Origin of the sequence: Massilia polaris, from assembly GCF_012927275.1 — a bacterium.
Taxonomy (GTDB): Bacteria; Pseudomonadota; Gammaproteobacteria; order Burkholderiales; family Burkholderiaceae_D; genus Telluria_A; species Telluria_A polaris.
In genome coordinates this window covers 61,697-86,684 of the sequence record NZ_JABBGG010000006.1, presented here as the reverse complement: position 1 = coordinate 86,684, position 24,988 = coordinate 61,697, and the positions used below count along the sequence as shown (strand labels likewise).

At 65.5% G+C, this 24,988-nt stretch carries 24 protein-coding genes; 14 read left to right on the top strand and 10 right to left on the bottom strand.

The genetic code is table 11. The features are described 5' to 3' along the window. Positions 1–145 precede the first annotated feature (145 nt). Positions 146–1,432: a PAS domain-containing protein gene (locus tag HHL21_RS11800; protein ID WP_169466025.1), complete on the top strand. Its 1,287-nt coding sequence runs from the start codon at positions 146–148 to the stop codon at positions 1,430–1,432. Between the two features lie 69 nt (positions 1,433–1,501). Here the strand turns inward: HHL21_RS11800 and rpoD are convergent, their stop codons facing one another. After that, entirely contained in the window at positions 1,502–4,003 is a 2,502-nt protein-coding gene (gene rpoD / locus HHL21_RS11795; protein WP_169466023.1) for an RNA polymerase sigma factor RpoD, read from the bottom strand. Between the two features lie 561 nt (positions 4,004–4,564). On the opposite strand from rpoD, the gene HHL21_RS11790 reads away from it, so the two are divergent. From HHL21_RS11790 to HHL21_RS11775, 4 genes are read left to right on the top strand one after another with little or no spacing between them, the layout of a single operon-like run. Beyond that, complete coding sequence (locus HHL21_RS11790; protein WP_169466021.1) at positions 4,565–5,053, top strand: ProQ/FINO family protein; 489 nt, start codon at positions 4,565–4,567, stop codon at positions 5,051–5,053. Between the two features lie 10 nt (positions 5,054–5,063). Further along, positions 5,064–5,639: a 3'-5' exonuclease gene (locus HHL21_RS11785; protein ID WP_169466019.1), complete on the top strand. Its 576-nt coding sequence runs from the start codon at positions 5,064–5,066 to the stop codon at positions 5,637–5,639. A 2-nt stretch (positions 5,640–5,641) separates the two neighbouring features. Next, the gene (locus HHL21_RS11780; RefSeq protein WP_370659713.1) at positions 5,642–6,328 is read left to right on the top strand and encodes a c-type cytochrome; all 687 of its coding nucleotides are present in this window, start codon (positions 5,642–5,644) and stop codon (positions 6,326–6,328) included. Beyond that, positions 6,325–7,596: a c-type cytochrome gene (locus HHL21_RS11775; protein WP_169466017.1), complete on the top strand. Its 1,272-nt coding sequence runs from the start codon at positions 6,325–6,327 to the stop codon at positions 7,594–7,596. Before HHL21_RS11780 ends, HHL21_RS11775 begins: the two co-directional genes overlap by 4 nt. Here the strand turns inward: HHL21_RS11775 and HHL21_RS11770 are convergent. Further along, the gene (locus tag HHL21_RS11770; RefSeq protein WP_169466014.1) at positions 7,593–8,747 is read right to left on the bottom strand and encodes a type IV pilus twitching motility protein PilT; all 1,155 of its coding nucleotides are present in this window, start codon (positions 8,745–8,747) and stop codon (positions 7,593–7,595) included. The two genes, HHL21_RS11775 and HHL21_RS11770, sit on opposite strands and share 4 nt — an antisense overlap. A 177-nt stretch (positions 8,748–8,924) precedes the next feature. On the opposite strand from HHL21_RS11770, the gene HHL21_RS11765 reads away from it, so the two are divergent. After that, positions 8,925–9,617 carry a hypothetical protein gene (locus HHL21_RS11765; RefSeq protein ID WP_169466007.1) on the top strand — a complete coding sequence of 231 codons (693 nt, stop codon included), beginning with the start codon at positions 8,925–8,927 and terminating at the stop codon, positions 9,615–9,617. Here the strand turns inward: HHL21_RS11765 and HHL21_RS11760 are convergent. Beyond that, on the bottom strand, positions 9,614–10,252 hold the full coding sequence (locus HHL21_RS11760) for a class I SAM-dependent rRNA methyltransferase (RefSeq protein WP_169466004.1): 639 nt from the start codon (positions 10,250–10,252) through the stop codon (positions 9,614–9,616). The genes HHL21_RS11765 and HHL21_RS11760 overlap by 4 nt on opposite strands. A 173-nt stretch (positions 10,253–10,425) precedes the next feature. Here HHL21_RS11760 and HHL21_RS11755 point away from each other — a divergent pair, with 173 nt between their 5' ends. Further along, complete coding sequence (locus HHL21_RS11755) at positions 10,426–11,220, top strand: head GIN domain-containing protein (RefSeq protein ID WP_169466002.1); 795 nt, start codon at positions 10,426–10,428, stop codon at positions 11,218–11,220. A gap of 10 nt (positions 11,221–11,230) precedes the next feature. Here HHL21_RS11755 and HHL21_RS11750 read toward each other — a convergent pair whose 3' ends face one another. From HHL21_RS11750 to purU, 3 genes are all read right to left on the bottom strand, one after another. After that, on the bottom strand, positions 11,231–11,695 hold the full coding sequence (locus tag HHL21_RS11750; protein ID WP_169466000.1) for a copper chaperone PCu(A)C: 465 nt from the start codon (positions 11,693–11,695) through the stop codon (positions 11,231–11,233). 61 nt (positions 11,696–11,756) lie between these two features. Beyond that, on the bottom strand, positions 11,757–12,299 hold the full coding sequence (locus HHL21_RS11745; protein ID WP_169465999.1) for a YaeQ family protein: 543 nt from the start codon (positions 12,297–12,299) through the stop codon (positions 11,757–11,759). Between the two features lie 22 nt (positions 12,300–12,321). Next, a complete protein-coding gene (gene purU, locus HHL21_RS11740) occupies positions 12,322–13,185 on the bottom strand; it encodes a formyltetrahydrofolate deformylase (protein WP_169466466.1) in 864 nt (287 codons plus the stop codon). 202 nt (positions 13,186–13,387) lie between these two features. On the opposite strand from purU, the gene HHL21_RS11735 reads away from it, so the two are divergent. From HHL21_RS11735 to HHL21_RS11710, 6 genes are all read left to right on the top strand, one after another. After that, a complete protein-coding gene (locus HHL21_RS11735) occupies positions 13,388–13,597 on the top strand; it encodes a phasin family protein (RefSeq protein ID WP_169465998.1) in 210 nt (69 codons plus the stop codon). Between the two features lie 42 nt (positions 13,598–13,639). Next, complete coding sequence (locus tag HHL21_RS11730; protein WP_169465997.1) at positions 13,640–14,182, top strand: hemerythrin domain-containing protein; 543 nt, start codon at positions 13,640–13,642, stop codon at positions 14,180–14,182. A 136-nt stretch (positions 14,183–14,318) separates the two neighbouring features. After that, positions 14,319–14,708 carry a KGG domain-containing protein gene (locus HHL21_RS11725; RefSeq protein ID WP_229496352.1) on the top strand — a complete coding sequence of 130 codons (390 nt, stop codon included), beginning with the start codon at positions 14,319–14,321 and terminating at the stop codon, positions 14,706–14,708. A 124-nt stretch (positions 14,709–14,832) separates the two neighbouring features. After that, positions 14,833–15,339: a YgjP-like metallopeptidase domain-containing protein gene (locus HHL21_RS11720; RefSeq protein ID WP_169465996.1), complete on the top strand. Its 507-nt coding sequence runs from the start codon at positions 14,833–14,835 to the stop codon at positions 15,337–15,339. Positions 15,340–15,650: 311 nt separating this feature from the next. After that, a complete protein-coding gene (locus HHL21_RS21415; protein WP_206085740.1) occupies positions 15,651–15,947 on the top strand; it encodes an EAL domain-containing protein in 297 nt (98 codons plus the stop codon). Then, positions 15,947–17,050: a GGDEF domain-containing protein gene (locus HHL21_RS11710; protein WP_169465994.1), complete on the top strand. Its 1,104-nt coding sequence runs from the start codon at positions 15,947–15,949 to the stop codon at positions 17,048–17,050. The genes HHL21_RS21415 and HHL21_RS11710 overlap by 1 nt, the downstream gene beginning before the upstream one ends. Positions 17,051–17,053: 3 nt before the next feature. On the opposite strand, the gene HHL21_RS11705 is transcribed toward HHL21_RS11710, so the two are convergent. Further along, positions 17,054–17,593, bottom strand: a complete 540-nt coding sequence (locus HHL21_RS11705; protein ID WP_169465992.1) for an LOG family protein — start codon at positions 17,591–17,593, stop codon at positions 17,054–17,056. Positions 17,594–17,751: 158 nt separating this feature from the next. Here HHL21_RS11705 and HHL21_RS11700 point away from each other — a divergent pair, with 158 nt between their 5' ends. After that, positions 17,752–18,282 (top strand): zinc ribbon domain-containing protein, encoded by a 531-nt coding sequence (locus tag HHL21_RS11700; RefSeq protein ID WP_169466464.1) that lies wholly within the window; start codon positions 17,752–17,754, stop codon positions 18,280–18,282. A gap of 29 nt (positions 18,283–18,311) precedes the next feature. Here the strand turns inward: HHL21_RS11700 and HHL21_RS11695 are convergent, their stop codons facing one another. The 3 genes from HHL21_RS11695 to HHL21_RS11685 form a co-directional block, all read right to left on the bottom strand. Beyond that, complete coding sequence (locus HHL21_RS11695) at positions 18,312–18,977, bottom strand: TetR/AcrR family transcriptional regulator (RefSeq protein ID WP_169465990.1); 666 nt, start codon at positions 18,975–18,977, stop codon at positions 18,312–18,314. A gap of 80 nt (positions 18,978–19,057) precedes the next feature. Next, positions 19,058–21,166, bottom strand: a complete 2,109-nt coding sequence (locus tag HHL21_RS11690; protein ID WP_169465841.1) for a gluconolaconase — start codon at positions 21,164–21,166, stop codon at positions 19,058–19,060. Positions 21,167–21,245: 79 nt separating this feature from the next. Beyond that, positions 21,246–24,878 carry an EAL domain-containing protein gene (locus HHL21_RS11685; RefSeq protein WP_169465987.1) on the bottom strand — a complete coding sequence of 1,211 codons (3,633 nt, stop codon included), beginning with the start codon at positions 24,876–24,878 and terminating at the stop codon, positions 21,246–21,248. Between the last annotated feature and the right edge of the window lie 110 nt (positions 24,879–24,988).

The window sequence follows — 24,988 nt, the reverse complement described above, 5'->3', positions numbered from 1 at the left end:
GCCTAAAAATTAAGCAAGTATTAATGAACGTGTTAAAGAAACCTGATGGAACTATTAGTATTATTTCCTGTTGATACATATAAAATTGACCGATTTTTTTAACCAATGGGGTACCGTGCAGATGGGGACTGTCGAGATGAGATGGATGGCCCGGACCGGCGGCGTGATGGCGCTTGCCGCCGGCCTCGGCGTGCTGGCGGCTGGCTGTGCCGGACAGATTCCACTTGCCGCGTCCGGACTGCTGTCGCTGGCGGCAGGCGCGCTAATCATCCACCACGACCGGCTGCGCCTGCGGATCGAGGCACACAGCGGGCAACTGGAGCAGTCGAACCAGCAGCTGCGCGCGGAAATCGGCGTGCGCAAGGCGGCCGAGGGTGCGCTCGAAGCCAGCGAAAAGCGCCTTCACGCCATCCTCGCCACCCTGCCGATGCCGGTCATCGTCAAGGACGCCGAGTCGCGCATCCAGCTGATGAATCACGCCGTCGAAGAGAAATGGGGCGTGCTTTTCAAACAAGTCATCGGCACGACCGGGTGCGACTGGGTGCCGCCCGCGTACCTGCAGTCGGTGCTGGCGGACGACCGGGCGGTATTCGCAGCGCGCGAGGTCGTGGTCAAGGAATCGCAGGTTTGGAACCATGTGAACGGACGCCCGGTCGCGTTCGAGTCATACAAAAAGCCGGTGTTCGGCGCCGATGGCGAGCCGCACAGCCTGATCTGCGTGTACGTCGACATCACCCAGCGCAAGCACGCGGAAGACGCGCTGCAGCGCTCCTTCCTGCAGCTGCGCGGCCTGACCGCCGAGCTGGAAATGCTGAAGGAAGAAGACCGCAGGCGCATCGCCCAGGGCATCCACGACGACCTGGGACAGAACCTGCTCGCACTGAAGATCGACGTCGAGATGCTGCACGCGCGCGCCAGCGAACGGCATCCCCGGCTCAAGCGGCGCGTCGGCCATGTGCTCGACACGATCGACGCGACCATCCGCTCGGCACGCGCGATCATGAACGACCTTCATCCAAGCACGCTGGAACTGGGGCTGCCGGTGGCGCTGGAGTGGCTGGTCGGCCAGTTCGAACATCGCAGCGGCATCCGCTGCACGCTGCGCGTCGTCGGCGACCGTGAGCCGCTGCCGGATGCGCGCCGCACATCGGTCATTTTCAGGATGGTGCAGGAAGCGCTGCTGCACGTGCTTGGCCACGCGCGGGCCAGCCGGATCGACGTCACGCTGGCGCTCGGCGCGCAAAGGCTGTCGATTACGATTTCCGATGACGGCGGAGGGATTGGGTGCGGGGAGGAAGCTGAACTGCGCCTGCGCGCGGTTCGCGAACGGGTGGACGTGTTCGGGGGGGAGCTGGGGATTGAATGCGTTGAGGCTGGAGGGACGCGCTTGTCGATCTTGATTCCGACCGAGACCGGGGCGACGGCTGAGTAGCAGAAACAAATTCGGCGGATGCGCCCGAGGCCGCATCCGCCGATTTAATGCCAGCAGAGCGTTCCTGCTTTAGTGGTTATGCAAGAAGCTCTTCAGCTTGTCCGAACGCGATGGCTGGCGCAGTTTGCTCATCGCCTTCGCTTCGATCTGGCGAATACGCTCGCGCGTCACGTCGAACTGCTTGCCCACTTCTTCCAGCGTGTGGTCGTTGGACATCTCGACGCCGTAACGCATGCGCAGCACCTTCGCTTCGCGCGGGGTCAGCGAATCGAGCACTTCCTTGATCACGTTGCGCATCGACGCGTGCAGCGCTGCGTCGAGCGGCGCCAGCGTGGTGTTGTCCTCGATGAAGTCGCCCAGCTGCGAATCGCCGTCCTCGCCCATCGGCGTTTCCATCGAAATCGGTTCCTTCGCGATCTTCATGATCTCGCGGACTTTATTCTCAGGCATCTCCATCTTCAGCGCCAGGGTCGCGAGATCCGGCTCGCTGCCGGTTTCCTGCATGATCTGGCGCGAGATGCGGTTCATCTTGTTGATCGTCTCGATCATGTGCACCGGCACCCGGATGGTGCGGGCCATGTCGGCGATCGAACGCGTGATCGCCTGGCGGATCCACCAGGTCGCGTAGGTCGAGAACTTGTAGCCGCGGCGGTATTCGAACTTGTCCACCGCCTTCAGCAGGCCGATGTTACCTTCCTGGATCAGGTCGAGGAATTGCAGGCCGCGGTTGATGTACTTCTTGGCGATCGAGATCACCAGGCGCAGGTTGGCCACCGTCATTTCACGCTTGGCGTGGCGCGCGCGCTTCTCGCCCGCCGCCATCTGCTTGTTAATCTTGCGCAGGTCCGCCAGCGGCAGCGCCACACGCGCCTGCAGGTCGATCATGCGCTGCTGGAGTTCCTTGATGGCCGGGACGTTACGGCTCAGGACCGCGCTGTACGGATACGCGCAGTCGACTTCGCGGTCGACCCATTCCAGGTCGGTCTCGTTACCCGGGAAGACCTTGATGAAGTGCGCGCGCGGCATGCCGCAGCGGTCGACGCAGATCGCCAGCACGGCCTTTTCGATATGGCGTACTTCGTCCATCTGGCCGCGCAGCGTGTCGCACAGCTTCTCGACGACCTTGGCGGTGAAGCGGATGCCCAGCAGCTCGTTGGAGATGACTTCCTGCGCCTTGACGTAGTTCTTGCTCCCGTAGCCGTCCTTCTCGAAGGCCTTGGCCATCTTGTCGAACTGGACTTCGATCAGGCCGAACTTCTCCAGCGCGCCCTTCTTCAGCTGCGCCAGCTGTTCGGTGGAGAAACCGGCCGCGCCGCCATTGGCGTCGCCGTCTTCTTCTTCGTGTTCTTCTTCGTCGTCTTCATCGTCGGATGCGGCGGCGTGCGGAGCGGGCGCCACTGGCGCGGACGTTTCGTTCAGGTCGACGAAACCGTCGACCACTTCATCGACCTTGATTTCGTCTTTGGCGATCTTGTGCGACAGCGCGATGATTTCCGCGATCGTGGTCGGGCAGGCCGAAATCGCCTGGACCATGTCTTTCAGGCCGCCTTCGATACGCTTGGCGATTTCGATCTCGCCTTCGCGCGTCAGCAGCGCGACCGCGCCCATTTCACGCATGTACATGCGGACCGGGTCGGTGGTGCGGCCAAAGTCGGAATCGACCGTCGACAGCGCGGTGGCGGCCGCCGCTTCGACTTCGTCGTCGCTGGTGGCGGTGGCGACCGTGTCGGTCAGCAGCATCAAATCGGCGTCAGGAGCGCGCTCGTAGACGGCGATGCCCATGTCGTTGAAGGTCGCGATGATGCCTTCGATCGCTTCCGGATCGATGATATTTTCAGGCAGCTGGTCGTTGATCTCGGCGTAGGTCAGGAAGCCGCGGTCCTTGCCCATGTTGATCAGGTTCTTGATCTGCTGGCGGCGGCGCTCCAGGTCCGCTTCCGAGGTCTTCTCGTCGCCGCCCAGGATGTTCGACAGGCCGTTCTTGGCCTTGCGTTCCTTCGCCTTCGATACCGCCTTCAATTCGGCGCGTTCGAGCGTGTTCAGCGCCGCGACTTCGTCGTGCTCGGGCATGAACTCGCTCGGCTTGCGGCCGCGGCGGCCCGGCACCTTCACCGACGGCAGCAGGTAGCCGGAGGTGTCGATCGAGGCCAGCGTGGCCGCGTCGCTGACGACCGACGCGGTGGTGTGGCTGATGACCGGTTCATCCACCTTCTTGACCGCGACCCGCACCTTCGATGCGCGCGCCGCCGTTGGTGCAGCAGCTTGCGCGGTGGCCGGCGCGGCTTCAGCGGCCGCCGGCGCAATCACTTCAACAACTGGTTCCGCAGCGGCCAGGCGCGAACGCTTGCGCACCACCACCGGCACCGCGCCCGCCCCAGCCGGCGCCTCGGCGCCGGCGTCGTCAGCACCCACCGCCGCCAGGCGCGAGCCCTTTTTCACGACCGTCACCGGCGCTGCCGCTTCCGTTTCGAGGAAGTAGGAAGTCGCGGTTTTCGGAACGGCCAACTGCGCCGTACCCTTGCGCGGGGCCTTGGTGGCGGTCAGTGTCAGTGTCTTGGCGGTGTTTTTCATTAAAACTCTCCAGTCGAGGCGTGCGGCATGCCTGCGAAGTCAATAATCCACCTGGGCCCGCAATGCGGACCCGATGGAACGTGAATTGGGATAGCCCTAGCTAAGGGCGATACGGCTGGAATGCAAGCACCACCGTTCGCATTGGCGTCCGGATGGCAAGGCGTAAGTCGATTGTGCGGTGATCAAAATGGCGCTGTGCATTACAAAACGAAAAAAAGCCCGCTGGCAAAAACGGGCTTGAATCTATTTTTCAGGGAAGAATAGAGGAGACAGGTGCTATTATGCCGCATAGCAACATATCGCGATAATTGAATAACCAAATACCGGATATAAGCATTTCGCATAGCTGCATGCAAAGCCCCGTTTCACCTTCCGGTGAACCCTGCGCAGTGTCAAGCCGTACGCAAGGCAAGCGGCGGATGATACACGATTTCGCCCCGCCGCGCCCGCGTTGGTAGAGGGAGTTTGATGAACTGTCAACAGGGTTCCATGCAGTTGTTGCCAATTTGGCCCATCCCTTCCGAATGTGCGCGTGCTATCCTTCCGGTTCCAGCTCTTACAATGAAGTCAATGAATCCAACACCCCTTGCAGCCGAGCCTGCGGAAGCTTCCGCGCCTGCCGTCGTACCAGCACCAGCCCAGGCCGCAGCACCGCAAAGCGCCCGCAGCCTGCTCAAGCAGCTCCAGCATCAGTTTCCGGCGTTCCGCAACTGCCTGCCGCTGGCGATCGGCATCGACAAGCAGCTCCTCGCGCGCATGCCCGAGCTTGACCGCAAGACCATGCGCAGCGCGCTCGGCATCCACACCGGATCGCTGCGCTACCTGCGCGTCATGGAAAAAGCCACCCAGCGTTTCGACCTCGACGGCAATGCCGGCGATGAAGTGACCGAGACCCACCGCGCCCACGCCAAGGAAGTCCTGCAGCAGCGCTTCAAGAAGGAAGCCGAGCGCAAGAAAGCCGAACGCGACGCCGCCCAGGCCGAAGAAGCCGACCGCCTGCGCCAGGAGAAGCTGCAGCAGCTCGCCTCCAAGTTCTCGCGCAACGGTTAACCGTCCCTTGATGACGCCTGACCAGGAAGAACTGCTGCCGCCGTACGACGGCATCAAGCTGCACGATGTACGCATGGTCAGGTCCGAGCGCGACGCCGCCGAAGCACTGGCGGCGCTGCTTGCCTCCGATGCGCTGGGCTTCGATACCGAATCCAAGCCGACTTTCGCCAAAGGCGAAGTGTCGACCGGCCCGCACCTGGTGCAGCTGGCGACCGACGACGCGGCCTACCTGTTCCAGATTGGCGCCTCGCCTTCCGTCGACGTGCTGCGCGCAGTGCTCGAATCGCACGCGATCCTGAAGGTCGGCTTCGGCCTGACCGACGACGTGCGCCGCCTGCGCAGCAAGCTCGGGATCGACGCCAACAATGTGCTCGACCTGTCCACCGCGCTGCGCCGCGGCGAACGCAACACGCTTGGCGCCAAGACCGCGGTCGCGCGCTTTTTCGGCCAGCGCCTGCAGAAATCCAAAAAGATCACCACCACCAACTGGGCGCTGCCGCGCCTGACCGAAAAGCAGATCCTGTACGCCGCCGACGACGCCCATGTGGCGCTGCGCGTGTACCGCCGCTGGCGCCAGGACAGCTGATCATGCGCGCCCGGGTCCTGCTGCTGCTCATGGCCTGCGCCGCCGGGCCGGTCGCGGCCGAAAGACCCGCCACCTTGCCGGACACGATGGAACAACGGGTGCTTGCCTGCACCAGCTGCCACGCGCGACCCGACCGCAACGATGCCTTCTTTCCGCGCATCTCGGGCAAGCCGGCCGGCTACCTGTACAACCAGCTGGTCAACTTCAAGACCGGCGCGCGCCAGTTCCCGATGATGACCTACATGGTCAGCCACCTGCCCGGCGCCTACCTGCGCGAAATCGCCGGCCATTTCTCGCAGCAGCACCTGCCGCCGCTTCCGGTGGCGCAGATAGCGCTCCCCGCAGCCGTCATGGAACGCGGGCGCGTGCTGGCCATGCAGGGAGACCGCGCCATCGGCGTCCCGGCCTGCATCGCCTGCCACGGCAAGGCGCTGACTGGCGTCGCGCCATCGATCCCGGGGCTGGTCGGCCTGCCGCGCGACTACGTCAACGCACAATTCGGCGCCTGGAAAAACAAGGTGCGGCGCGCCCATGCGCCCGACTGCATGGCCGGTATCGCCAACCGCCTGAGCCTTGACGACGTGTCGGCCGTGTCAGGCTGGCTGGCGGCGCAGCCGGTCTCGCCGTCGGCGCGCCCTGACACCAGCATCGCGCGGCCGCTGCCGATCGCCTGCGGTAGCGCGCCATGAAAAAATCCGCCGTCATTGCGATCGCCATCGCCGCTGCCGCAGCCGCGGCAGTCGTCATAGCCTGGCCGCGCGAGCAGTTCGTGCCCGCCAGTTCGCCCCAAGCGTGGGCCGCGACACCCGCCAACATCGCGCGCGGCGCTTATCTGGCGCGGGCCGGCGACTGCATGGCCTGCCACACGGCGCGCGGCGGCGCGGAGTATGCTGGCGGCCGCGCGATCGAGACGCCGTTCGGGCGCATGGTCGCGCCGAACATCACGCCCGACAGCGAAACCGGCATCGGCGCCTGGAGCGCGGACGACTTCTGGAACGCGCTCCACAACGGCAAGTCGCGCGACGGCCGCCTGCTCTACCCTGCCTTCCCGTACACGAACTACACGCAGGTCACGCGCGGCGACTCGGACGCGCTGTATGCCTTCATGCGCACGGCCCCCGCGCAGAAGCGCGCCAGCGAAGCGCACCAGCTGCGCTTCCCGTACAACCAGCAGCTCGCCCTCGCGCTCTGGCGCCTGCTGTACTTCAAGCCGGCCGTGTTTGAACCGGCGCCGTCGCGCAGCGCCGAGTGGAACCGCGGCGCCTACCTGGTCGAGGGCCTCGGACATTGCGCGGCCTGCCACAGCAGCCGCAATACGCTGGGTGCGCCGAGCGGCGGCCTGGCGGGCGGGCTGATTCCGGTGATTGGCTGGTACGCGCCGTCGCTGACGTCGGATGCCGAAGCGGGACTGGGAAGCTGGGAGGCGCCGCACATCGTGCAGCTGCTGCGGACCGGGGTGTCGCCGCGCGCGACCGTGGTCGGGCCGATGGCTGAAGTGGTGCAGCAAAGCCTGCAGCACCTGTCGGAGCCGGATCTTGGCGCGATGGCCGTGTATTTGAAATCGCTGCCGCACGCGCCGGTGGAGAAGCCGGAGATCGTCGCCGGGCCGCAGCATGAACAGCGTATTGCGCAAGGCAAGCGGCTGTACGAGACCCATTGCATCGACTGCCACGGCGGCGACGGCAAAGGCCTGCCGCCGCACTACCCTCCACTGGCGGGCAACCGCGCGGTGACGATGGACTCGCCGGTGAATGCGATCCGCAGTGTGATGAACGGCGGCTTTGCGCCGGGAACCGCGGGCAATCCGCGGCCGTACGGCATGCCGCCGTTCAGCCATGTGCTCAATGACATGGAGGCGGCGGCGCTGCTGACCTACCTGCGCAGCAGCTGGGGCAACCGGGCCGCGCCGGTGTCGAGCGGCGCGGTCAATCGCTACCGCGCGGTGCCGCTGGACTAGGCTGCGTTAAGCATCGCCGCGTAGCACGCGTCGGCAAAGCCGATGCGGTCGGTGGTCGCATTGCGCGCGTCTTCCATGCTGATCTTCTTCTCGCGCAGCAGGTACACCAGCGCCGAATTCATCGAGTGGCAACCGGCGTTGAACTTGCCGGTCCCGCCATCCATCAGCGTGCGCACATCGCCAAACCGGGCCGACTCCACCATCCGCACAACTTCCGGATTCGAGGTCAGGCACTCGGTGGCCAGGAAATAGCGGTCGCCGTCGACCGACGGCAGCAGCGCCTGGCACAGCACGCCGCGCAGCGCATTCGCCAGCGCCTGCGACTGCGCTTCCGAATTCCCCAGCAAGCGGTTCATCTTCTGCAGTCCCAGTTCGGTCGAGCGCGCGTGCAGCGACGCCAGCACCAGCGGGCCCGATTCGGCCAGCGCCAGCGCCTCCTGCGCGGTCTGGGAGTCGCGGATCTCGCCGATCACGATCACGTCCGGGCGCTCGCGCAGCGCATCCAGCGCACCGAGGTAGTAGCTTTCGACGTCGCCGTCCTGTCCCACTTCGCGCTGGGTGATGATGCATTTGCGCTGGGGGATCAGGGTCTCGACCGGGTCTTCGATGGTGATGATGTGGCCCGAGCGCGTCTTGTTGATTTCATCGACCATCGAGGCGATCGTGGTCGACTTGCCCTGGCAGGTGTCGCCGATGATCAGCACCAGGCCCGAGGTCAGCTGGGCGAAGTCCTGCTCGGCCGTGCGCAGGCCGAGGCTGGCCAGCGCCAGCGGCTCTTTCGGAAAGCGCCGGATCACGCAGCCGAGCCGCTTCTTGCCCTGGAAGGTGAAGCAGTTGGCGCGAATCCGCGCGGTGTGCAGGTCGATCGAGCGGTCGAAGGCGCGGTCCTTGATCCGCGCTTCCCAGTCCGGCTCGATCACTTCGAAGAATTCTTCCAGCTCTTCCTTGGTGATCGGCGAATCGGTCACCGCGACCAGGCCCTTTGGCTGGCGCAACAGCAACGGGCTGTTCTGGTGAATGATGATGTCGGAGAACACCAGCCGCGAATTGAGCAGGTGCAGGATCTGTTCGACCAGGGTTCCGAACACCGGATGGTCTTCATTCTCCACATACGACAAGGTGCGGATTTGCGACGACTCGTGGTTTTCCATGTGCTGGTCTCGGGAATGCGTGGGAACGGAAGTGACGGTAATTATAAGACTAGTACTCCCAAGAAATTGATAAACCGAAATATAAATTTATCGGCCCCAATCCGGCGGCGCTCAAAAATCGCTTGGCAAGGGCAACAGGAAGGCGCAGGATTAGTCCATACGGAGGAGGAAACCATCGTGAAAACGACCTTGTTCATTGTGATCGCCCTGGCCGCGTCGCCAGGTCTGGCCATGGCCGAACAAACCGCTGACTTGTCGTTCGAGCAACGCTGCGAGCGCGAAATGAAGCCGCGCTTCGACGTCAGCCTGAGCGAGGCGGGCCACCATATCGACAATACCGTGTCGAGCCGGGTGCTCAACAACCGCAGCGTGCACAGCTACGCCGGCGAGTTCATGTTGGGGATGACGGCGCTGGAAACCCGCACCAGCGTGCTGTTCGATGGCCCGACCATCAGCGACAAGGCCTCGGGGCGCGAATGCGTCTCGCCGCGCATCGCCGTCGAACTGGTGGTGCCGCGCATGTCAGTGTACGTGGCGCGCGAGTTTTCACCCGCCTCGTGCAGCTATCGCAAGATCCTCGAACACGAAATGCGCCATGTGCAGCTGTACCGCGAGCAGTTCCCGAAGGTCGAGGAGCGCGTGCGCGCCAGCCTGGCGGAACGCTTCCGCGACCGGCCGCTGTACGCCCGCCACGGCGCCGGGTTGGCCGCGCTGCAGGCCGAAGTCGACCAGTGGCTGCGCCCCTTCATCAAGGGCGAGATCGCGCGGATCGAAGTGGCGCAGGTGGCGATGGATACGCCCGAAGAGTCGTTCCGCCTGTACGGCGCCTGCCAGGGCGAACTGGCCAGCAACCTGCATGGCCGCTATTAGCGGAACCGGCTCTTGTGGCCGGTCTTCAGGTCGAGCGAGAACTGCACCCCGCCTTCATTGACGATCACTTGGTCGGGCGGCTCGTCGCCGGCCAGCGCGCCGCTGGTGACGGGCAGCCCTTCCCCTTTGCGCACCAGGTCATCGGCGCGTTCCCACACATTCGGGCAGCCGGTTTCGGCGAGCAGGGCCTGCACGATCGGCACCTTCCAGGCGTCGACGCCGCCGGCCTGGAACTCGCAGATCAGGTAGCCGTCCTTGCCGCCGTAGCCATCGACCAGCAGGCCTGGCAGGCCGTCCGCCTCGGCATTCACGCGCCGCACCACCAGTCCCGGCCTGGCCCTGGCCGCGGCCGGCGCGCTTTTCTCCAGCGCCAGCTTGACGCGGCGCTTGATCAGCGCATGGTCGATCGGCTGGGCCTCATCGAGCGTCCACACCCGCGCGCGGATCTGCGAGCGCGAGTTGTAGGCCGCGCGCGCGAGGAAGGTGCGCGCGGACGACTGCACGATGGCGGTGGCGCCCGGCTTCATCTTTTCGCTGTTGCGGCCCTCGACGCGCTCGATGGCGGAGGCGTAGATCCACGGTTCGCCGGCCAGGATGCTTTTTTCCTTGCCCTGTTTGATAGTAATGATCAGCATTTTGATTCCAAAAAAAGATAAAGGGGCGATAGCGCGCCGGGGCGGAATATCGCGCCGCCGTGCATCCTGGCAGGCGCTGGCTGCAGCCTGTCGCAAACGCCTGGCCGCTGCCCGGGCGCTGCCATACGATGCTCGAAAGTACCCATTCTTACATTAACGACCGAGGAGACGACATGAAAACCCAGGCAAAAACCACTATCCGGCCGCGCCGCATTGGCCTGCGCCACCTTGTACTGGCGGTGGCCGCGTTTGCCATGGCCGCGCCGGTGGCGATGGTATCCGCCTCCCCGCTCGACTGGATCGGCGGCGAAAAAGTACGCGGCAGCGGCGCCGTGAAGAAGCAAGCGCGCGCGGTCGCCCACTTCACCGGCCTGTCGCTCAGCGTCCCGGCCCAGCTCGAGCTCAGGATCGGCAACCACGAAGGCATCACCATTGAAACCGACGACAACCTGCTGCCGCTGATCGAAACCGTCATCGACAACGGCACCCTGAAGATCCGCCCGGTGAAGAAAAACATGCACCTGCAGGCCACCACGATGAAGATCATCGTGCGTGCGCGCGCGGTGGACCGCGTTGCGCTGGGCGGCTCGGGCGCGATCCGCTCGGACGCGCTGCGCGGCGGGCGCATGCAGTTCGACCTGGGCGGCTCGGGATCGATCGACGTCAAGAGCATCGACGGCGACGCGGTCTCGGTGACCGTGGGCGGCAGCGGCAACTTCAAGGCCGGCGGCGGCAGCGCCAAAACCGTCTCGGTATCGATCGGCGGCTCGGGCGACGTCGACCTCGGCAAGATGGCGGCGGCCGAGGCCAGCGTCAGCGTGGCCGGTTCCGGCACCGCCGAGGTGTGGGCGCGCGACACGCTCAGCGCGACCATCGCCGGCTCGGGCGACGTCAACTACCACGGCGATCCGAAGGTCAGCCGCTCGGTGGTCGGTTCGGGTGACGTCAGCCGGGTAGCGGCGCGCTGAATCGCCTCGCTCAGTGGTGGCGCGACGGGCCCGCGGACGGGCCGGTAAAAGTCAGCGGCTTGACCGGCACCTTGAGCGTGATGCGCTCGCGCTTCTTGTCCTGGTGTTCGACGACGATGGTCAACGGCACCACCTCGCCTGCCTTGAGCTGGCGTTTCAGGCCGATCAGCATGATGTGATAGCCGCCCGACGCCAGGTCGACGCCCTTGCCTGCCGCCAGGTCGATGCTGTCGACCTGCTCCATTTTCATCATCTGGCCGCGCATGTCCATCTGGTGGAACTCCGACCTGGCGGCGGCCGGCGTGCTGACGCCGACCAGGCGCGCGTCGCCGGCCGACTGCAGATGCATGAACACGCCGGTGCTTTCCTGCTGCGGCACGGTGGCGCGTATCCACGGCGCGGTGACGCTGACCTGGGCCAGGGCATGGGTCGACAGGGCCAGCAAGGCAGTCAGCGCGATCAGGTGTTTTGGCATAAGGAATCTCGTCGGGAAGCGGCGTTGGGCCAGATTATAGTCGCAACCGGGGTGGCTGCGGTCACCGGCCGCCACGGAAGGTCTCGCGCTCGACCAGCACGGTGTTGGCGCCGTCGGTCAGGTAGATCTGGCTGTCCTGGATCGTGCACTGCAGCTGCATGTTGCGGTTGGCGAGCTTCTCCAGCTGCGCGCTGGCGTCGGCCGGGATGTTGATGATGGTGAGGTTGCGCGCCCGTTCCAGCTTGTTGGCGATCTGCTTGTACCAGATATGGCTGGTGGCGCTGTAGCTGTACACGATCACCTGCTCGGAACGGCCGCACGCTTTCATGATGCGCTTCTCGTCCGGCTGGCCGACCTCGATCCACAGCTGGATCGCGCCGGTCAGGTCTTTCTGCCACAGGTCGGGCTCGTCGGTGTCGAACAAGCCCTTGGTGAAGGTCAGCGCCTCGTTCGCGTGGATCGCGAACGCCAGCAGCCGGATCATCATCCGTTCGTCGGTCTCGGACGGATGCCGCGCCAGGGTCAGGTTGTGGTCCTGGTAGTAGTGCCGGTCCATGTCCGCGATCTGGACGTCCGCCTTGTAGATTGTCGCTTTAAGTGCCATTGATGCTTGCTTGCCTAAGTTGTTAGAAGACGACAGTCTTGTCGCCGTTTTGCAGGACGCGGTGCTCGACGAACCATTTGACGGCCCGCGCCAGCACCACGCATTCTACGTCGCGCCCGATCGCGGCCAGCGTCTCGGCGCTCATCGCGTGGTCGACCCGCTCGACATCCTGCTCGATGATCGGGCCTTCGTCCAGGTCGCCCGTGACGAAGTGGGCGGTCGCGCCGATCAGCTTGACCCCGCGCAGGTGCGCCTGCGCATACGGGCGCGCGCCCTTGAAGCTCGGCAGGAACGAGTGGTGGATGTTGATCGCCCTGCCCTTCAGCGCCGCGCACAGCCCCGGCGACAGCACCTGCATGTAGCGCGCCAGCACCACCAGGTCGACCTGGTGGGTGTCGATCAGGTCGAGGATGCGCGCTTCCTGTGCCAGCTTGGCCGCGTCGCCCGCGCCGGCCGCCAGCGGCAGGTGGTGGAACGGGATGTTGTAGCTGGCCGCCAGCTGGTAGAAGTCCATGTGGTTCGACACGATCGCCGGAATCTCGACCGGCAGCAGCCCGCTCTTGTAGCGGAACAGCAGGTCGTTCAGGCAGTGGCCGATCTTCGACACCATCAGCATCACGCGCGGCTTCACCTTCGCGTCATGCAGCTGGCCGGTCATCTGCATTGCGTCGCACAAGGCTGTGAAGCTGGCGCGCAGCGCGGCCTCGCCGATGCCGGCGTCCTCCAGCGCGAAATGCACGCGCATGAAGAACAGGCGCGACTCCGGGTCGCCGAACTGCGCCGAATCGATGATGTTGCAGCCATGTTCGGCCAAAAAGCCGGAAACACGATGCACGATGCCGCGCTGGTCGAGGCAGGACAGGGTCAGGATGTATTCCGGATGCATGGTGGCCATGGTGTCAATAATTAGCTCGCGAACCATGTATTGTCGCACGCGCCGTTGCTCCCGTGCACGCGGCTTGATCGAATACGTGCACTGCACCATCCGCCGGAACTTGGCCATTCAAACAACGTCTATCCGATGCTCGCCCGAGCACGTCCGCCGCTGCCACCGCGGCTCCCTCATCGTCCTATGCCGAGGTACACCAATGCAATCACTGGCAAACAATCCCGCACGGCGATCCCATGTTGAAACCCAGATCAATTTCTTCACTGAACTGGCCCGCCGCAGCTTCGACTCCGCGCGCAAGCTGGGCGAACTGAACCTCCGGCTGGGCCGGCAACGGCTGGAGGAGTCCATCAACAGCGGCCGCCAGATGCTCGCCTGCATGCAGCCCAGCGCGGGCAGCCAGCACTAAAGTGGCCGGCCGGACCTTCCCACCATCGATACGGAGTGCAATATGGACAAACCACGCAAGAACCCGGCGCCGGATGCGCTGGCACTGCTCAAGGCCGGCCACGACAAGGTCAAGAGCCTGTTCCGCGAGTTCGACGGCCTGCGCGGCAGCGGCGACGAGGACGGGCGCAAGGGCGAACTGGTCGACGATATCTGCTACGAACTGACCGTCCACACGATGATCGAAGACGAGATCTTCTATCCGGTGCTGCGTTCGATCATCGACGACGACGACATGATGGACGAAGCCGATGTCGAACACGCCGGCGCGCGCGAGCTGATCAGCCAGCTCGAGGTGATGTTCCCGGGCGACGACCACTACGACGCCACCGTCACGGTGCTGGGCGAGGAAATCGCCCACCACATCGACAAGGAAGAAACCGACATGTTCGACACCGCCCGCCGGGCCGGGCTCGACCTGGAAGAGCTGGGCAAGCAGCTGGCGGCGCGCAAGGAAGAACTGGACCAGGACCTGTCCGCGCCGGCGCCGTCGAGCGACGCCATCGCAGCGCGCGACAGCGGGCGCCGCCAGCGGCCACCGAACTGAGGCTGGAACTAAAGCGAGGGCCTTCCCTCTAACCCACGAGCGCGGCAAATCCGCGCGCTCGATGCACGGAGAGTGGCCGGCAGGCGTTCCGGCCGCATCCAGTTCCAGCACAGACGATGCACACAGGGAGATCGACATGGCGACAAGCAAGGAAGGGGGCAAACGCTCCGGCACGCAGCAAAAAGCCGGCAGCGGCAGCGGACAGGGACCGGCCAAGCGCGGCTTCGCCGCGATGGATGAAAACCAGCAGCGCGAGATCGCCAGCAAGGGCGGCCAGGCTGCTCACCAAAAAGGAACGGCACACGAATTCGATTCGGAAGAAGCACGCCGTGCGGGACAAAAAGGCGGCGAGGTGGTCAGCCGCAACCGTGAACACATGGCCGATATCGGCCGCAAAGGCGGGGAAAGCCGGCAGTCCGCCAGCCGCGCCGCGCCGGCCGGGGGCGGCCAGGCGGAACGCCGCCCGGCGGAACGCCGCCCGGCGGAATCCAACGGCAACCGGCAGGGAGGCAAGGAGAAAGAATAAGCTTGCTGCCACGCGCGCCTCGCCAGGCGCCCTCGAATCGATAACCGCGCTCTTGTGTTGCACCGGGCGGGACGCACGCCCCGCCCGGTTCTTTTATGGGCGCGAGATGTGATACATTGCGCGCATGCAATCCCTGAAATATCTCAGCGCGTATTCCGACCAGACGCGCGCGCAAGTCAGCCTCCTGATCGCGCAACACAAGCTCGCCGACGTGCTGCGCAAACGCTACCCTGCCGCCCACGGCATCCGCACCGACCGCGCGCTGTACGACTACATCCAGGACCTGAAATCGGAGTTCTTGCGCAATGCCGAGCCGATCAACAAGGTCGCGTTCGACAGCAAGATCCACGTGATCCAGCATGCGCTCGGGCTGCACACGGCCATCTCGCGCGTCCAGGGCAGCAAGCTCAAGGCCAAGCACGAAATCCGGGTGGCCAGCATGTTCAAGGACGTGCCGCTCGAATTCCTGCGCATGATCGCCGTGCATGAACTGGCGCACGTGAAGGAAAAGCAGCACGACAAGGCGTTCTACAAGCTGTGCACGTACATGGAACCGAACTACCACCAGTACGAATTCGACCTGCGCCTGTACCTGACCGAACTGGACCTGTCCGGCCAGCGGATCTGGTAACAGCCCGCAAGGCGGAACAGCGAAGCGTCATCCGCCGAGCCGGATCGGGCGCAGCCTCCGCCACCTCCCCCGCCAGTGTTTCCTGCGCGCCAAGAAAATGTTGCAATGTCACACAATTCGTGATGGAATTGTTATTGTCCATATCGAATATCTCGACAATTTCCGTATGTCAATATAGAGTCATGGCGGTCCACGACACGCGCGCGTGATCCGCCCGCCACGCCCCCGCCGGCAGCCTGTCCAATCGCCCCCATTTTTGAATGCGACGTTCGCCGCGCCCTTGGCGTGGCTTTCACCCGAGAACACCAGCGATGCAGCAGCAACCGATTTCGTCCGCCCGCCTCCCTCGCCTGTCCTGCGCCGCAGGATTTGCGGCGTTTGCGTGCGGTGCCGCCGCGGCTGGCGAAAACGCGGCTACCGCAGACCCGGACCTGAGTTTCAGCGGCTTCGGCAGCCTCGGCGTCGAGACCGAACAGCAGCGCCGTTTCCTGCGCGGGCACGGATGCGACCAGATGCAGGGCTACCTGTTCAGCCGCCCGCTGCCGCCGTCCGCGATCGCCGGCCTGTTGTGCCGCCAGGCGCACGATGCGCTGGCGGGAGCCGCGTGATGGCCCTGGCTAGCCGCCTGCGCCGGTTGCTGCTCGGCTCCGACCCGCGCCTGGCGCGCATGCTTGGGTACTGGGCCGCAACCTGCCTGCTCTACCTGATCGGCGGGATCCTGGTGGTACTCCAGGTGCGCGCCGGCGCCGCCGACCGCGACAGCGCCATGCTGTTGGTCGGCATCGGCGTGGCCGGCGTGGCGGCATTCGCGCTGCTGGTACGCGCCAGCGGCGTGCTGCGCATCTCGCCGTCCATGCTGGCGGTTTGGCAGGCCTTGTATGCCATCGCGTGCAATATCGGCGCTTACGTGGTGACCGGGCCACTGCGCGGCGTGTACCTGATATTCCTGCTGGTGGTGATGGTCTTCTGCGCCTTCTCGCTGCGTCCACGCCATACCATCTTACTGTGCGCCTCGACGCTGGCGATGCTGGGCGCGACCATGCTGTGGCTGGTCGCTTCCGACCGCGTCGCCTATCCAGCCTACATCGAAGGCGTGCACTTCGTCTCTGCGGCGTGCGCGCTGGTGTCGGTGACCTTGCTCACCGGCGAGATGAGCAAAATGCGCCTGCGCATGAAGCAGCAGAAAGAAGACCTGCTCGATGCGATGGCGACCATCCGCCAGTTGGCCACGCTCGACGAACTGACTTCGCTGGCCAACCGGCGCCACATGAACGAAGTGCTGGTGGAGCAGGAGCGCCGCCATGACGCCGCCGGCCAGCCTACCTGCATCGCGCTGATCGACCTCGATTTCTTCAAGAGCGTGAATGACCGCTACGGCCACGCGGCCGGCGACGCCGTGCTGCGCGCATTTTCAAACGCGGCGCGCTCGGCACTGCGTTCGCAGGATGTGCTGGCGCGCTGGGGCGGCGAGGAATTCCTGCTGCTGTTGCCCGGCGCTCCGCCGGACCAGGCCAGGATGGTCGTGCGGCGCATGGCCGAACGGGTGGCGGCGGCGCCGCTGACCGAGGTGGCCAGCGATCTTCGCATCACCTTCTCGGCCGGCATCGCGCAACGGCAGCCAGGCGAACCATTCGCCGACACCATCACGCGCGCCGACAAGGCGCTGTACGACGCCAAGTCTAGCGGCCGCAACCGGATCCGCGAAGCCTGACGTTCAGGCGCCGCGCATGCGCGCGATCAGCGCGTCGGGCTGGTCTTCGACGATCAACAGCTGCGCGTGCTGCGGGCGCACGAAACCGTGCGCATGCTGGTGCGCGATGAAGCTCACCAGGCCATCGTAGAAACCGTTCACGTTCAGCGCGCCGACCGGCTTGGCATGGATGCCGAGCTGCGACCAGGTCAGCATCTCGAACAGCTCTTCCAGCGTACCCATCCCTCCCGGCAGCGCGATGTAGCCGTCCGACAGCTCGGACATCATGGCTTTGCGTTCGTGCATATCCTTGACGACGAACAGGCGCGTCAACCCAGAGTGCGCCAGTTCGCGGTCGACCAGCTGGCGCGGAATCACGCCCGACACCTCGCCGCCGAGGCGCAGCACCTCGTCGGCGATCACCCCCATCAGGCCGACGTTGCCGCCGCCATAGACCAGCGCGATATTGTGTTCGACCAGCGCACGCGCCATGGCGCGCGCCGATTCGTCGAAAATCGGGGAAGCGCCGTGCAAGGCGCCGCAGTAGACTGCAATCGACTTCATCAGATTTGCTCCGAGAAACCTCGTCCTTCAGGACGAGGAGTGAAAGGAGCCGACTGCGAATTGCGCAGCAATTCGGGCCCCGTAAAAAGACATGCCGCAGCAGTCGATGCCTCGGTTGTAAGTGTGGAGCCATGGTCGACGATTGCTGTCGAACCTGGATGAAACTGGTTTACCGTTACCGCGTCAAGTCGCTGGCCGGCTTGCTGAACAAGCAGGCCAGGACGGTCAACTTCGTGTGGAACTACTGCAACGACAGGCAGAAGGATGCGCTGCGTTTCGGTCGCCGCTGGCATACCGGTTTTGACCTGATCAAGCTCACCACGGGGTGCAGCAAGGAGCTTGGCCTTCACTCGGGTACGGTCAACGACGTGTGCCAGCAGTACGCAAAGTCGCGCTCCGGGTCGCGCCGGCCCTGCCTTCGCTATCGCGGCAGGAAGTCGCTGGGCTGGGTGCCGTTGAAAGGTGAAGAAGTGAACGAGCGCTTTACCACCCAGATCTGCTCGAATTGCGGCGCTGTCGCCGATTCGCGGCCGAAAGGTATCGCAGACCTTGGAAGCTTGTTCACTGAACATGCGAAAGAATGGCGTTGCTGTGATTGCGGAGCGGTACATGATCGTGATCTCAATGCTGCGCTAAATATTCTCCGTCGCGGACGTGCGACGCTAGCTGTAGGAATCGCCGACGTTTAGGTCGGGGAGACGTCAATGTTTACCTGCTTTTACTTGAGTTTCTTGAGATAGTCTTCGGACAGCTTGTTGAACAGGACGCGCGTCTCGCCGCGCAGGTAAGGGGCGAGCTGCGACAGCACCTGGTAGCAGCCGCGCGCCAGCGCATCGGCCATGGCCTGCTGCTCGGTGTACTTGCGCGGGTTGCGCACGTATTCGTACGACAGCCAGTAGGTCGCCACCACCACCATGTTGGTGGCCATCGCATTGATTTCGGCGTCGGTGGCTTCCAGCGACTGTTCGCTGCGCAGGTCTTCGCACAGCTGGGTGGCGACCTTGATCTTGTGCGCGAGGATCAGCTTGAAATGCAGTTCCAGCTTGCGGTTGCGCGACAACAGGTCGTTCAGGTCGCGGTAGAAGAAGCGGTAGCGCCAGATCAGTTCGAACATCAGGTGCAGGTACAGCCAGACGTCGTCGATGTTCGAGCGGCGTCCGTCCGGGACGGTCAGGATGCGTTCGATTTCGGCCTCGAACTGCACGAAGATCGAATTGACGATGTCGTCCTTGTTGCGGAAGTGGTAGTACAGGTTCCCCGGCGAGATATTCATCTCCTCCGCGATCACCGTGGTAGTGATATTCGGTTCGCCGAACTCGTTAAACAGCCCCAGGGACAATTCAAGGATGCGTTCGCGGGTACGGCGTGGAGCTTTCTGGAGCATGGCTGGGAGACGGTGTTTTTCTGTTCCAAGGATACCACCGAATGGCGGCGCGGCCCTAATACCGGCCCCGCCGCCACAGCTCACTCGATGGTGATGGCGAGATCGCGCCCGGCCTGCGCGACGTTGCCGGCGTAGTCGGCGGCCAGGATGCGGATGGTGTAGTCGCCCGGCGCCAGCCCGGCAGGATCCCAGCCGCCCTGGCGCGCCACGCCGTCGCGCACCGTGTTGGTGACCTGGTACAGGAAACGGGTCGTCTTGCTGCCGTAGACCGTGATGCCGCTGCCGTCCGCGTACGCGACCTTGACGCTTTCCTCGTCCGGCGGCAGGCGGTTGAATTCGATGTTCACCAGCGGTTCCTCGAAACCGGCGAGCGGCGCGCCGCCGGCGCCAAGCAGCTGGTAGCCCACCTTGTACAGCCCCAGCCTGCGGCGCGCGGCGTTGCCGTCGCTCTGGTCGAAGGCGTCGACTACGATCGCCAGCGGACCGGCGCCGGCCGCCACCGCGAGGCGTTTGCCGCGCTGCGCCGCCAGCGCCTTGCCGTCGCGGCCGACCAGCGCGATGCCGGCAATGCGCGGCGCCACGCCGTCCGACAGCCCGGGGAACGGCAGCGCCAGCGCATTGCGTTCGACGCCGTGGGGACGGTGCACCAGGTGCACGTGGTACATGCGGTTGACGCTGCCGATCGCGTCGCCCGCCGCGAAGCGCGCGCCGCGCCGCACGCGCACGCGCTGCAGCTTGCCGGCGTCGTCGCGCACCGCGGCGAAGCGGCTCGTGTCGAGCAGCTCGTCGCGGCCCGTGCGCCCCACGCGCATGTGGATGTAGCTGAAGTCGCCCACGGCGATGCCCTCGCCTACCCCGCCGTAGCCCCAGTTGGGCAGCGGGCTGCTGACCTTCTCGGCGGCCACCGCGAGCACCGGCTCGCCCATCGCCGCCTGCACGTCGAGGCCGTTGTGGAAGTGGTGGCGGCTTTCGCCTTCGTAGCTGCCGCGCACCTCGCCGACGATGCCGACCACTTCGTGCCAGCTTTGCTGCGGGCGCACCGGCCATGGGAACGGCGCCGGCGGCGTCTCGGCCGCCATGGCGGCGGCGTGGTCGTCCAGCGGCGGCGCCGCGGCGCCCTGGCGCCTGGCGACTTTGCGCACCGCGCGTTTCAGCGCGTCGGCCACATACAGCGAGCCGTCCGGCCCGAGCGCGATGCCGGCCGGACGCGCGAAGCGGGCGGCGCGTTCGTCGCCCGGATGGAAGTCGATGCCGATCCCGGTCAGGCCGCGCAGCTCGCCCGCAGGCGACACCTGCAGGATGCGCCCGCGCGCCATGTCGCCCACATACAGGAAGCCATCGTGGGTCAGCGCCAGGCTGACCGGCCGCCGCATCAGCGGCTGTTCGGCGTCCAGCGGCGCGCGCGCCACGGTCGACACCACGCCCTCGCGCGACACCTTGCGGATCGCGCCGTTCTGGCTGTCGGCCACCAGGATGCTGCCGGCCGCGTCCACCACCAGCGCAGCAGGCGTGTCGAAGCGCGCCGCGTGCGCCGGGCCGTCGAGGTCGCCCGGCACGCCGTCGCCCGCGACCGTGGTCACGGCGCCGTCGGGCGCGATGCGCCGGATGCGGTCGTTGTAGGTGTCGGCCACGAACACAGTGCCGGACTGGTCGACCGCCACGCCGACCGGGCCGTTAAACAGCGCCTCGCCGCCCTTGCCGTCGCGGTAGCCGGGCTGGCCGCTGCCGGCCAGCGTGGTGACCACGCCGGCCGGCGTGACCTTTCGGACCGCGTGGTTGCCGGTGTCGGCGACATACAGGTTGCCGTGGCTGTCGATCGCGATCGCCGACGGCGTATGGAACAAAGCGGCGGGGCCGGCGCCGTCGGCGAAGCCTTCGCGCTGCCCCGCCAGGGTGGCGATGCTGCCGTCGGGCGCCACCCTGGCGATGCGGTTGTTGTCGCCGGCGTCGGCCACATACAAGTTGCCGGCGCGGTCGATGGCAAGGCCGAACGGATCGGCAAAGCCGGCCGCAGGGCCGCCTGCGACGGTGGTCACGTAGACCGGCCAGCCAAGTTCGGTGCGGGCCTGGACGATGGCGCCGATCTTCGCGCCGATGCGCGAGCCGGGGCCTTGCGGCCAGAAGACGGCGGCGGCGATGGCCGCCGCCAGCGCCGCGAGGGCGATCGGGGTTCGGTGCTTGCGGGTCAAACCAGGTCCTTTCCAGGCCGCGGCCCGGTAGTGGCAAACGCATAGCCTACCGTACCCGGCCGGTACAGGCAAACCCCGGTCAGTGCACCGACTCCTTGCGCGTGCTGCCGTGCTGCAGCGCCTGGGCGCGGAAGCCTTCGCGAACGTTATCGCGCAGCGCGGCCCCTTCCCATGGCTTGGTGTAGAAGCGGTCGATGGCGCCGTGGTTGATCGCATCCATGATCGGCGTCAGGTCAGCATACGCCGACAGCATGATGCGGAAGGTGGTCGGGCACAGGTGCTTGACCCGCTCCATGAACTCGGTCCCGCTCATCACCGGCATGCACTGGTCGCACAGGATCACCTGCACGTTGTGGCGCGCCAGCACGTCGAACCCTTCGGACGCGCTTTGCGCCGTCAGGATGCGGTAGCCGTCCTGCGCCAGGAAGTCGGACAGCACGTCGAGCATGAAGGCGTCGTCGTCGACGATCAGCAAGGTTTGCTGGTATTCGTCAGGGCCGTCGACCGGCGTGCGGAGGGCCTCCCCTTCGAGGATCATGCGTTCGAATTCCGCGGGCGGCACCGGACGGCTGAAATAATATCCCTGCATTTCGTCGCAGCCGTGGCGGCGCAGGTAGGACAGCTGGGCCTCGGTTTCGACGCCCTCGGCCACCACGTCCAGCTTCATGCTGTGCGCCATGTTGATGATCGCGAGGACGATCGCCGCGTCATCCGGATTCGAGGTGACCTCGCGCACGAAGGCGATGTCGATCTTCAGCTTGTCGATCGGGAAGCGCTTCAGGTAAGCCAGGCTGGAATAGCCGGTGCCGAAGTCGTCGATCGAAATTTCGATGCCGAGCGCCTTCAGGTTGCGCAGCACGGCGATGGTATCTTCCGCGTTCGACATCAGCGAACTCTCGGTCAGCTCCAGTTCGAGCAGGCCAGGCGAGATGTCGTGCCGGCTGATCGCGTCGAGCACGTCGTCCTCGAGCCCGCCGGCAAAGAACTGGATGCCCGAGACGTTCACCGACAGCCGTACCGGGCCGACCTTGGACTTGCCCCACTCGCTGATCTGGCGGCAGGCCTGGTTCAGCACCCAGGTGCCGACCCGCACGATCAGGCCGGTCTCTTCGAGGATCGGTATGAACAGCGCCGGCGAGACCATGCCGTGGCCGGGACGGTTCCAGCGGATCAGCGCTTCCGCCCCGCTGATGCGGCGCGATGCGATGTGCACCTTGGGCTGGTAGTACAGCACGAATTCGTCATGGTCGATCGCGCGCCGCAGCGCGTTCTCGAGGTCGAGCCGGGCCAGCGACTGTGCGTTCATCTCCGCGGTAAAGAAGCGGAACGCATCGCGCCCGGCCTCCTTGGCGCGGTACATCGCGGTGTCGGCATACTTGATCAGCGTCTGCGCGTCCGCGCCGTCGTCCGGGTAGATCGTGATGCCGATGCTGGCGGTGGCGGTCACCTCATGGCCGTGCAGGTCGAACGGCTTGCGCATCGCCTCGCGAATTTTCTCGATCACCGGCAGCGCCGTCTGCGGCCCGTCCGGCAGCGCGATGATGGCCGCGAACTCGTCGCCGCCGAAGCGGCCGACCGTGTCGCGCGAGCGCACGCTGTTGACCAGGCGGCTGGAGAACTGGCGCAGCAGTTCGTCGCCGATCGGATGGCCGAGCGTGTCGTTGACGTTTTTGAAGCGGTCGACATCGAGGAACAGCACGCCGACCGCCCAGCGGCTTTCTTCGGCATGGCGCAGCGCGCCGGTCAGCTTTTCGTAGAACTTGCTGCGGTTCGGCAGGCCGGTCAGCGTGTCGAAGTGGGCCAGCTGCACCAGCTGCTCCTGTGCGTGCTTGCGTTCGGTGATGTCGCGCGCGACCGCCACCAGGATCCAGCTGGCGCCTGAGCGCAGCGTGCGGCGCTGCACTTCGACCGCCACGGTGGAGCCGTCGCGCCGTACCAGCAGCAGTTCGGCCATCGCGTCGGCGTGCTCGCCGCCCTCCAGCTTGGCCAGCACGTCGTGCAGGCGCGAGCGCACCTCCACATGCAGCGCGGGACTCTCGCAGCCGAGGAACTCGTCGCGCTCGTAGCCGAGCATGCGGCAGGCGGTGGCATTGACGTCGACGAAGCAGGTGATCGCGCGGTCGATCAGGAAAATCGCGTCGCCGGTGGCATCCATCGCGGTGCGGAAGCGGCGCAGGTCTTCGTCGAGCCGGATACGCACTTCCATGTCCGCCGTCAGCTGGGCGTGGTGGCGCTTGATCTCCTCGTACAGGGACAAGTTCTCGTAGGCGGCGGCGATCTGCGCGCTGATGGTGACGGCGACCCGTTCATCGACTTCGGAGAATTCGGCGGCCTCGGCCTTGTCGACCAGGTACAGCCAGCCGTGCACGCGTTCGCGCGAGGCGATCGGCACGCCGAGGAAGGAATGCACTTGCGGGTGCCCTGTCGGCAGTCCCAGTACGCTGGGGTCGCCGTCGATGCCGCTCACGCGCACCGGCGCATGCTGGCCGAGCAGCTTGCCAAGCACGCCGGCGCGCGGCGCGTTGCGCACCACCCGGCCCTCGCCGCCTTCGCCGCAGCAGGCGAAGTACTGAAGCGTGTCCATGCCGTCTTCCAGCATGCCGATGCAGGCATACCTGGACGCGCAGATGCCGTGCGCGACGCGGCAGCCGTTTTCGATCAGCGCGGCCGGGTCGCGCTCGGCGCCCAGCTCGATGCCAAGCTCGATCAGCGCGGTCAGGCGCAGGCTGACCGCCTGCAGGCTGGACAAGGAGGTAGACAGGCGCTGCGTCATCTGCAGGCGTTCGGAGACCGGTTCGGCGGCGTCGCCATCGCCGGCGCGCGCGTGCTGCGCGCTGTCGGCATCGACTTCGTTGAGGAAGTCGGCGAGCGTGTCGCCGACCGCGAAGCCAGGGCCGGCGCCGGCGCCGGCAGCCTCGCGCTCGTCCGCATTGGCGCCGGCGGCCATGCCGAGCGCTTCGTGCACGGTGCGCAGGATCACGTCGGGCGACGACGGCTTCGGCAGCACCCAGCGCACGCCGCATTCGGCCGCCATGCGGCCGGCTTCGCGCTCGCGGTACAGCGCCGTGTAGAAGATCACGGGCAGGTCGGCGGTCTCGGGATCGCTGCGCAGGCGGTTGACCAGTTCGTAGCCATCCATGCCCGGCATCAGGACGTCCGATATGACCAGGTCGGGCTTGTGCTCCTTGATGATTCTCAGCGCGTCGGGGCCGGTGGCCGCCTCCACCAGGTGGTGGCCGCCGTAGCCCAGCAGGGTGCGCAGGAATTCGCGGTTCAGCACATGGTCGTCGACGATCAGGATCGTGGCCTGGCCCGCGGGCACCGAGGCCACGGCCGGCGCGCGCTGCGGATCGAGGAACTCTTCCAGCTGGACCACAAAGGTATCGGGCTCGATCGGTTTGGCGATGTAGCCGTCGAAACCGGCTTCCAGCAGCTTTTCGCGGTCGCCGACCATCGCCAGCGCGGTCACGGCCAGCACGGGAATAGCGCGCAGGGCCGGGTCTTGCTTGAGCGCCGCCACCACGCCATAGCCGTCGAGCCGGGGCAGGTGGACGTCGCAGATGATCAGGTCGGGAGCGGTGTCGCGCGCGGCCTGGATGCCGCTGATGCCGTCGTTCGCCGTGAGCGGAGTGAAGCCAAATGCGTTAAGCAGATAGACCATCAACTCCATGTTGGTGGGGTTGTCTTCGATAATAAGGATGCGTGCTGGCACTGATGCACTCCCGATGGTTAAACCTGGCCAGGTGTTGCTGGCGATGCGCGTCGACCTCCCGCGCGCTGCCAAAAGCGGGGAGGAACACGCCCCATTCCCGTTTGTAACAT

Excerpts from the sequence above, each read along its gene's own strand:
- HHL21_RS11800 (WP_169466025.1), top strand. The coding sequence starts at position 146 with ATGGCCCGGACCGGCGGCGTGATGGCGCTTGCCGCCGGCCTCGGCGTG.
- rpoD (WP_169466023.1), bottom strand. The coding sequence starts at position 4,003 with ATGAAAAACACCGCCAAGACACTGACACTGACCGCCACCAAGGCCCCG.
- HHL21_RS11790 (WP_169466021.1), top strand. The coding sequence starts at position 4,565 with ATGAAGTCAATGAATCCAACACCCCTTGCAGCCGAGCCTGCGGAAGCT.
- HHL21_RS11785 (WP_169466019.1), top strand. The coding sequence starts at position 5,064 with ATGACGCCTGACCAGGAAGAACTGCTGCCGCCGTACGACGGCATCAAG.
- HHL21_RS11780 (WP_370659713.1), top strand. The coding sequence starts at position 5,642 with ATGCGCGCCCGGGTCCTGCTGCTGCTCATGGCCTGCGCCGCCGGGCCG.
- HHL21_RS11775 (WP_169466017.1), top strand. The coding sequence starts at position 6,325 with ATGAAAAAATCCGCCGTCATTGCGATCGCCATCGCCGCTGCCGCAGCC.
- HHL21_RS11770 (WP_169466014.1), bottom strand. The coding sequence starts at position 8,747 with ATGGAAAACCACGAGTCGTCGCAAATCCGCACCTTGTCGTATGTGGAG.
- HHL21_RS11760 (WP_169466004.1), bottom strand. The coding sequence starts at position 10,252 with ATGCTGATCATTACTATCAAACAGGGCAAGGAAAAAAGCATCCTGGCC.
- HHL21_RS11755 (WP_169466002.1), top strand. The coding sequence starts at position 10,426 with ATGAAAACCCAGGCAAAAACCACTATCCGGCCGCGCCGCATTGGCCTG.
- HHL21_RS11750 (WP_169466000.1), bottom strand. The coding sequence starts at position 11,695 with ATGCCAAAACACCTGATCGCGCTGACTGCCTTGCTGGCCCTGTCGACC.
- HHL21_RS11745 (WP_169465999.1), bottom strand. The coding sequence starts at position 12,299 with ATGGCACTTAAAGCGACAATCTACAAGGCGGACGTCCAGATCGCGGAC.
- purU (WP_169466466.1), bottom strand. The coding sequence starts at position 13,185 with ATGCATCCGGAATACATCCTGACCCTGTCCTGCCTCGACCAGCGCGGC.
- HHL21_RS11735 (WP_169465998.1), top strand. The coding sequence starts at position 13,388 with ATGCAATCACTGGCAAACAATCCCGCACGGCGATCCCATGTTGAAACC.
- HHL21_RS11730 (WP_169465997.1), top strand. The coding sequence starts at position 13,640 with ATGGACAAACCACGCAAGAACCCGGCGCCGGATGCGCTGGCACTGCTC.
- HHL21_RS11725 (WP_229496352.1), top strand. The coding sequence starts at position 14,319 with ATGGCGACAAGCAAGGAAGGGGGCAAACGCTCCGGCACGCAGCAAAAA.
- HHL21_RS11720 (WP_169465996.1), top strand. The coding sequence starts at position 14,833 with ATGCAATCCCTGAAATATCTCAGCGCGTATTCCGACCAGACGCGCGCG.
- HHL21_RS21415 (WP_206085740.1), top strand. The coding sequence starts at position 15,651 with ATGCAGCAGCAACCGATTTCGTCCGCCCGCCTCCCTCGCCTGTCCTGC.
- HHL21_RS11710 (WP_169465994.1), top strand. The coding sequence starts at position 15,947 with ATGGCCCTGGCTAGCCGCCTGCGCCGGTTGCTGCTCGGCTCCGACCCG.
- HHL21_RS11705 (WP_169465992.1), bottom strand. The coding sequence starts at position 17,593 with ATGAAGTCGATTGCAGTCTACTGCGGCGCCTTGCACGGCGCTTCCCCG.
- HHL21_RS11700 (WP_169466464.1), top strand. The coding sequence starts at position 17,752 with ATGAAACTGGTTTACCGTTACCGCGTCAAGTCGCTGGCCGGCTTGCTG.
- HHL21_RS11695 (WP_169465990.1), bottom strand. The coding sequence starts at position 18,977 with ATGCTCCAGAAAGCTCCACGCCGTACCCGCGAACGCATCCTTGAATTG.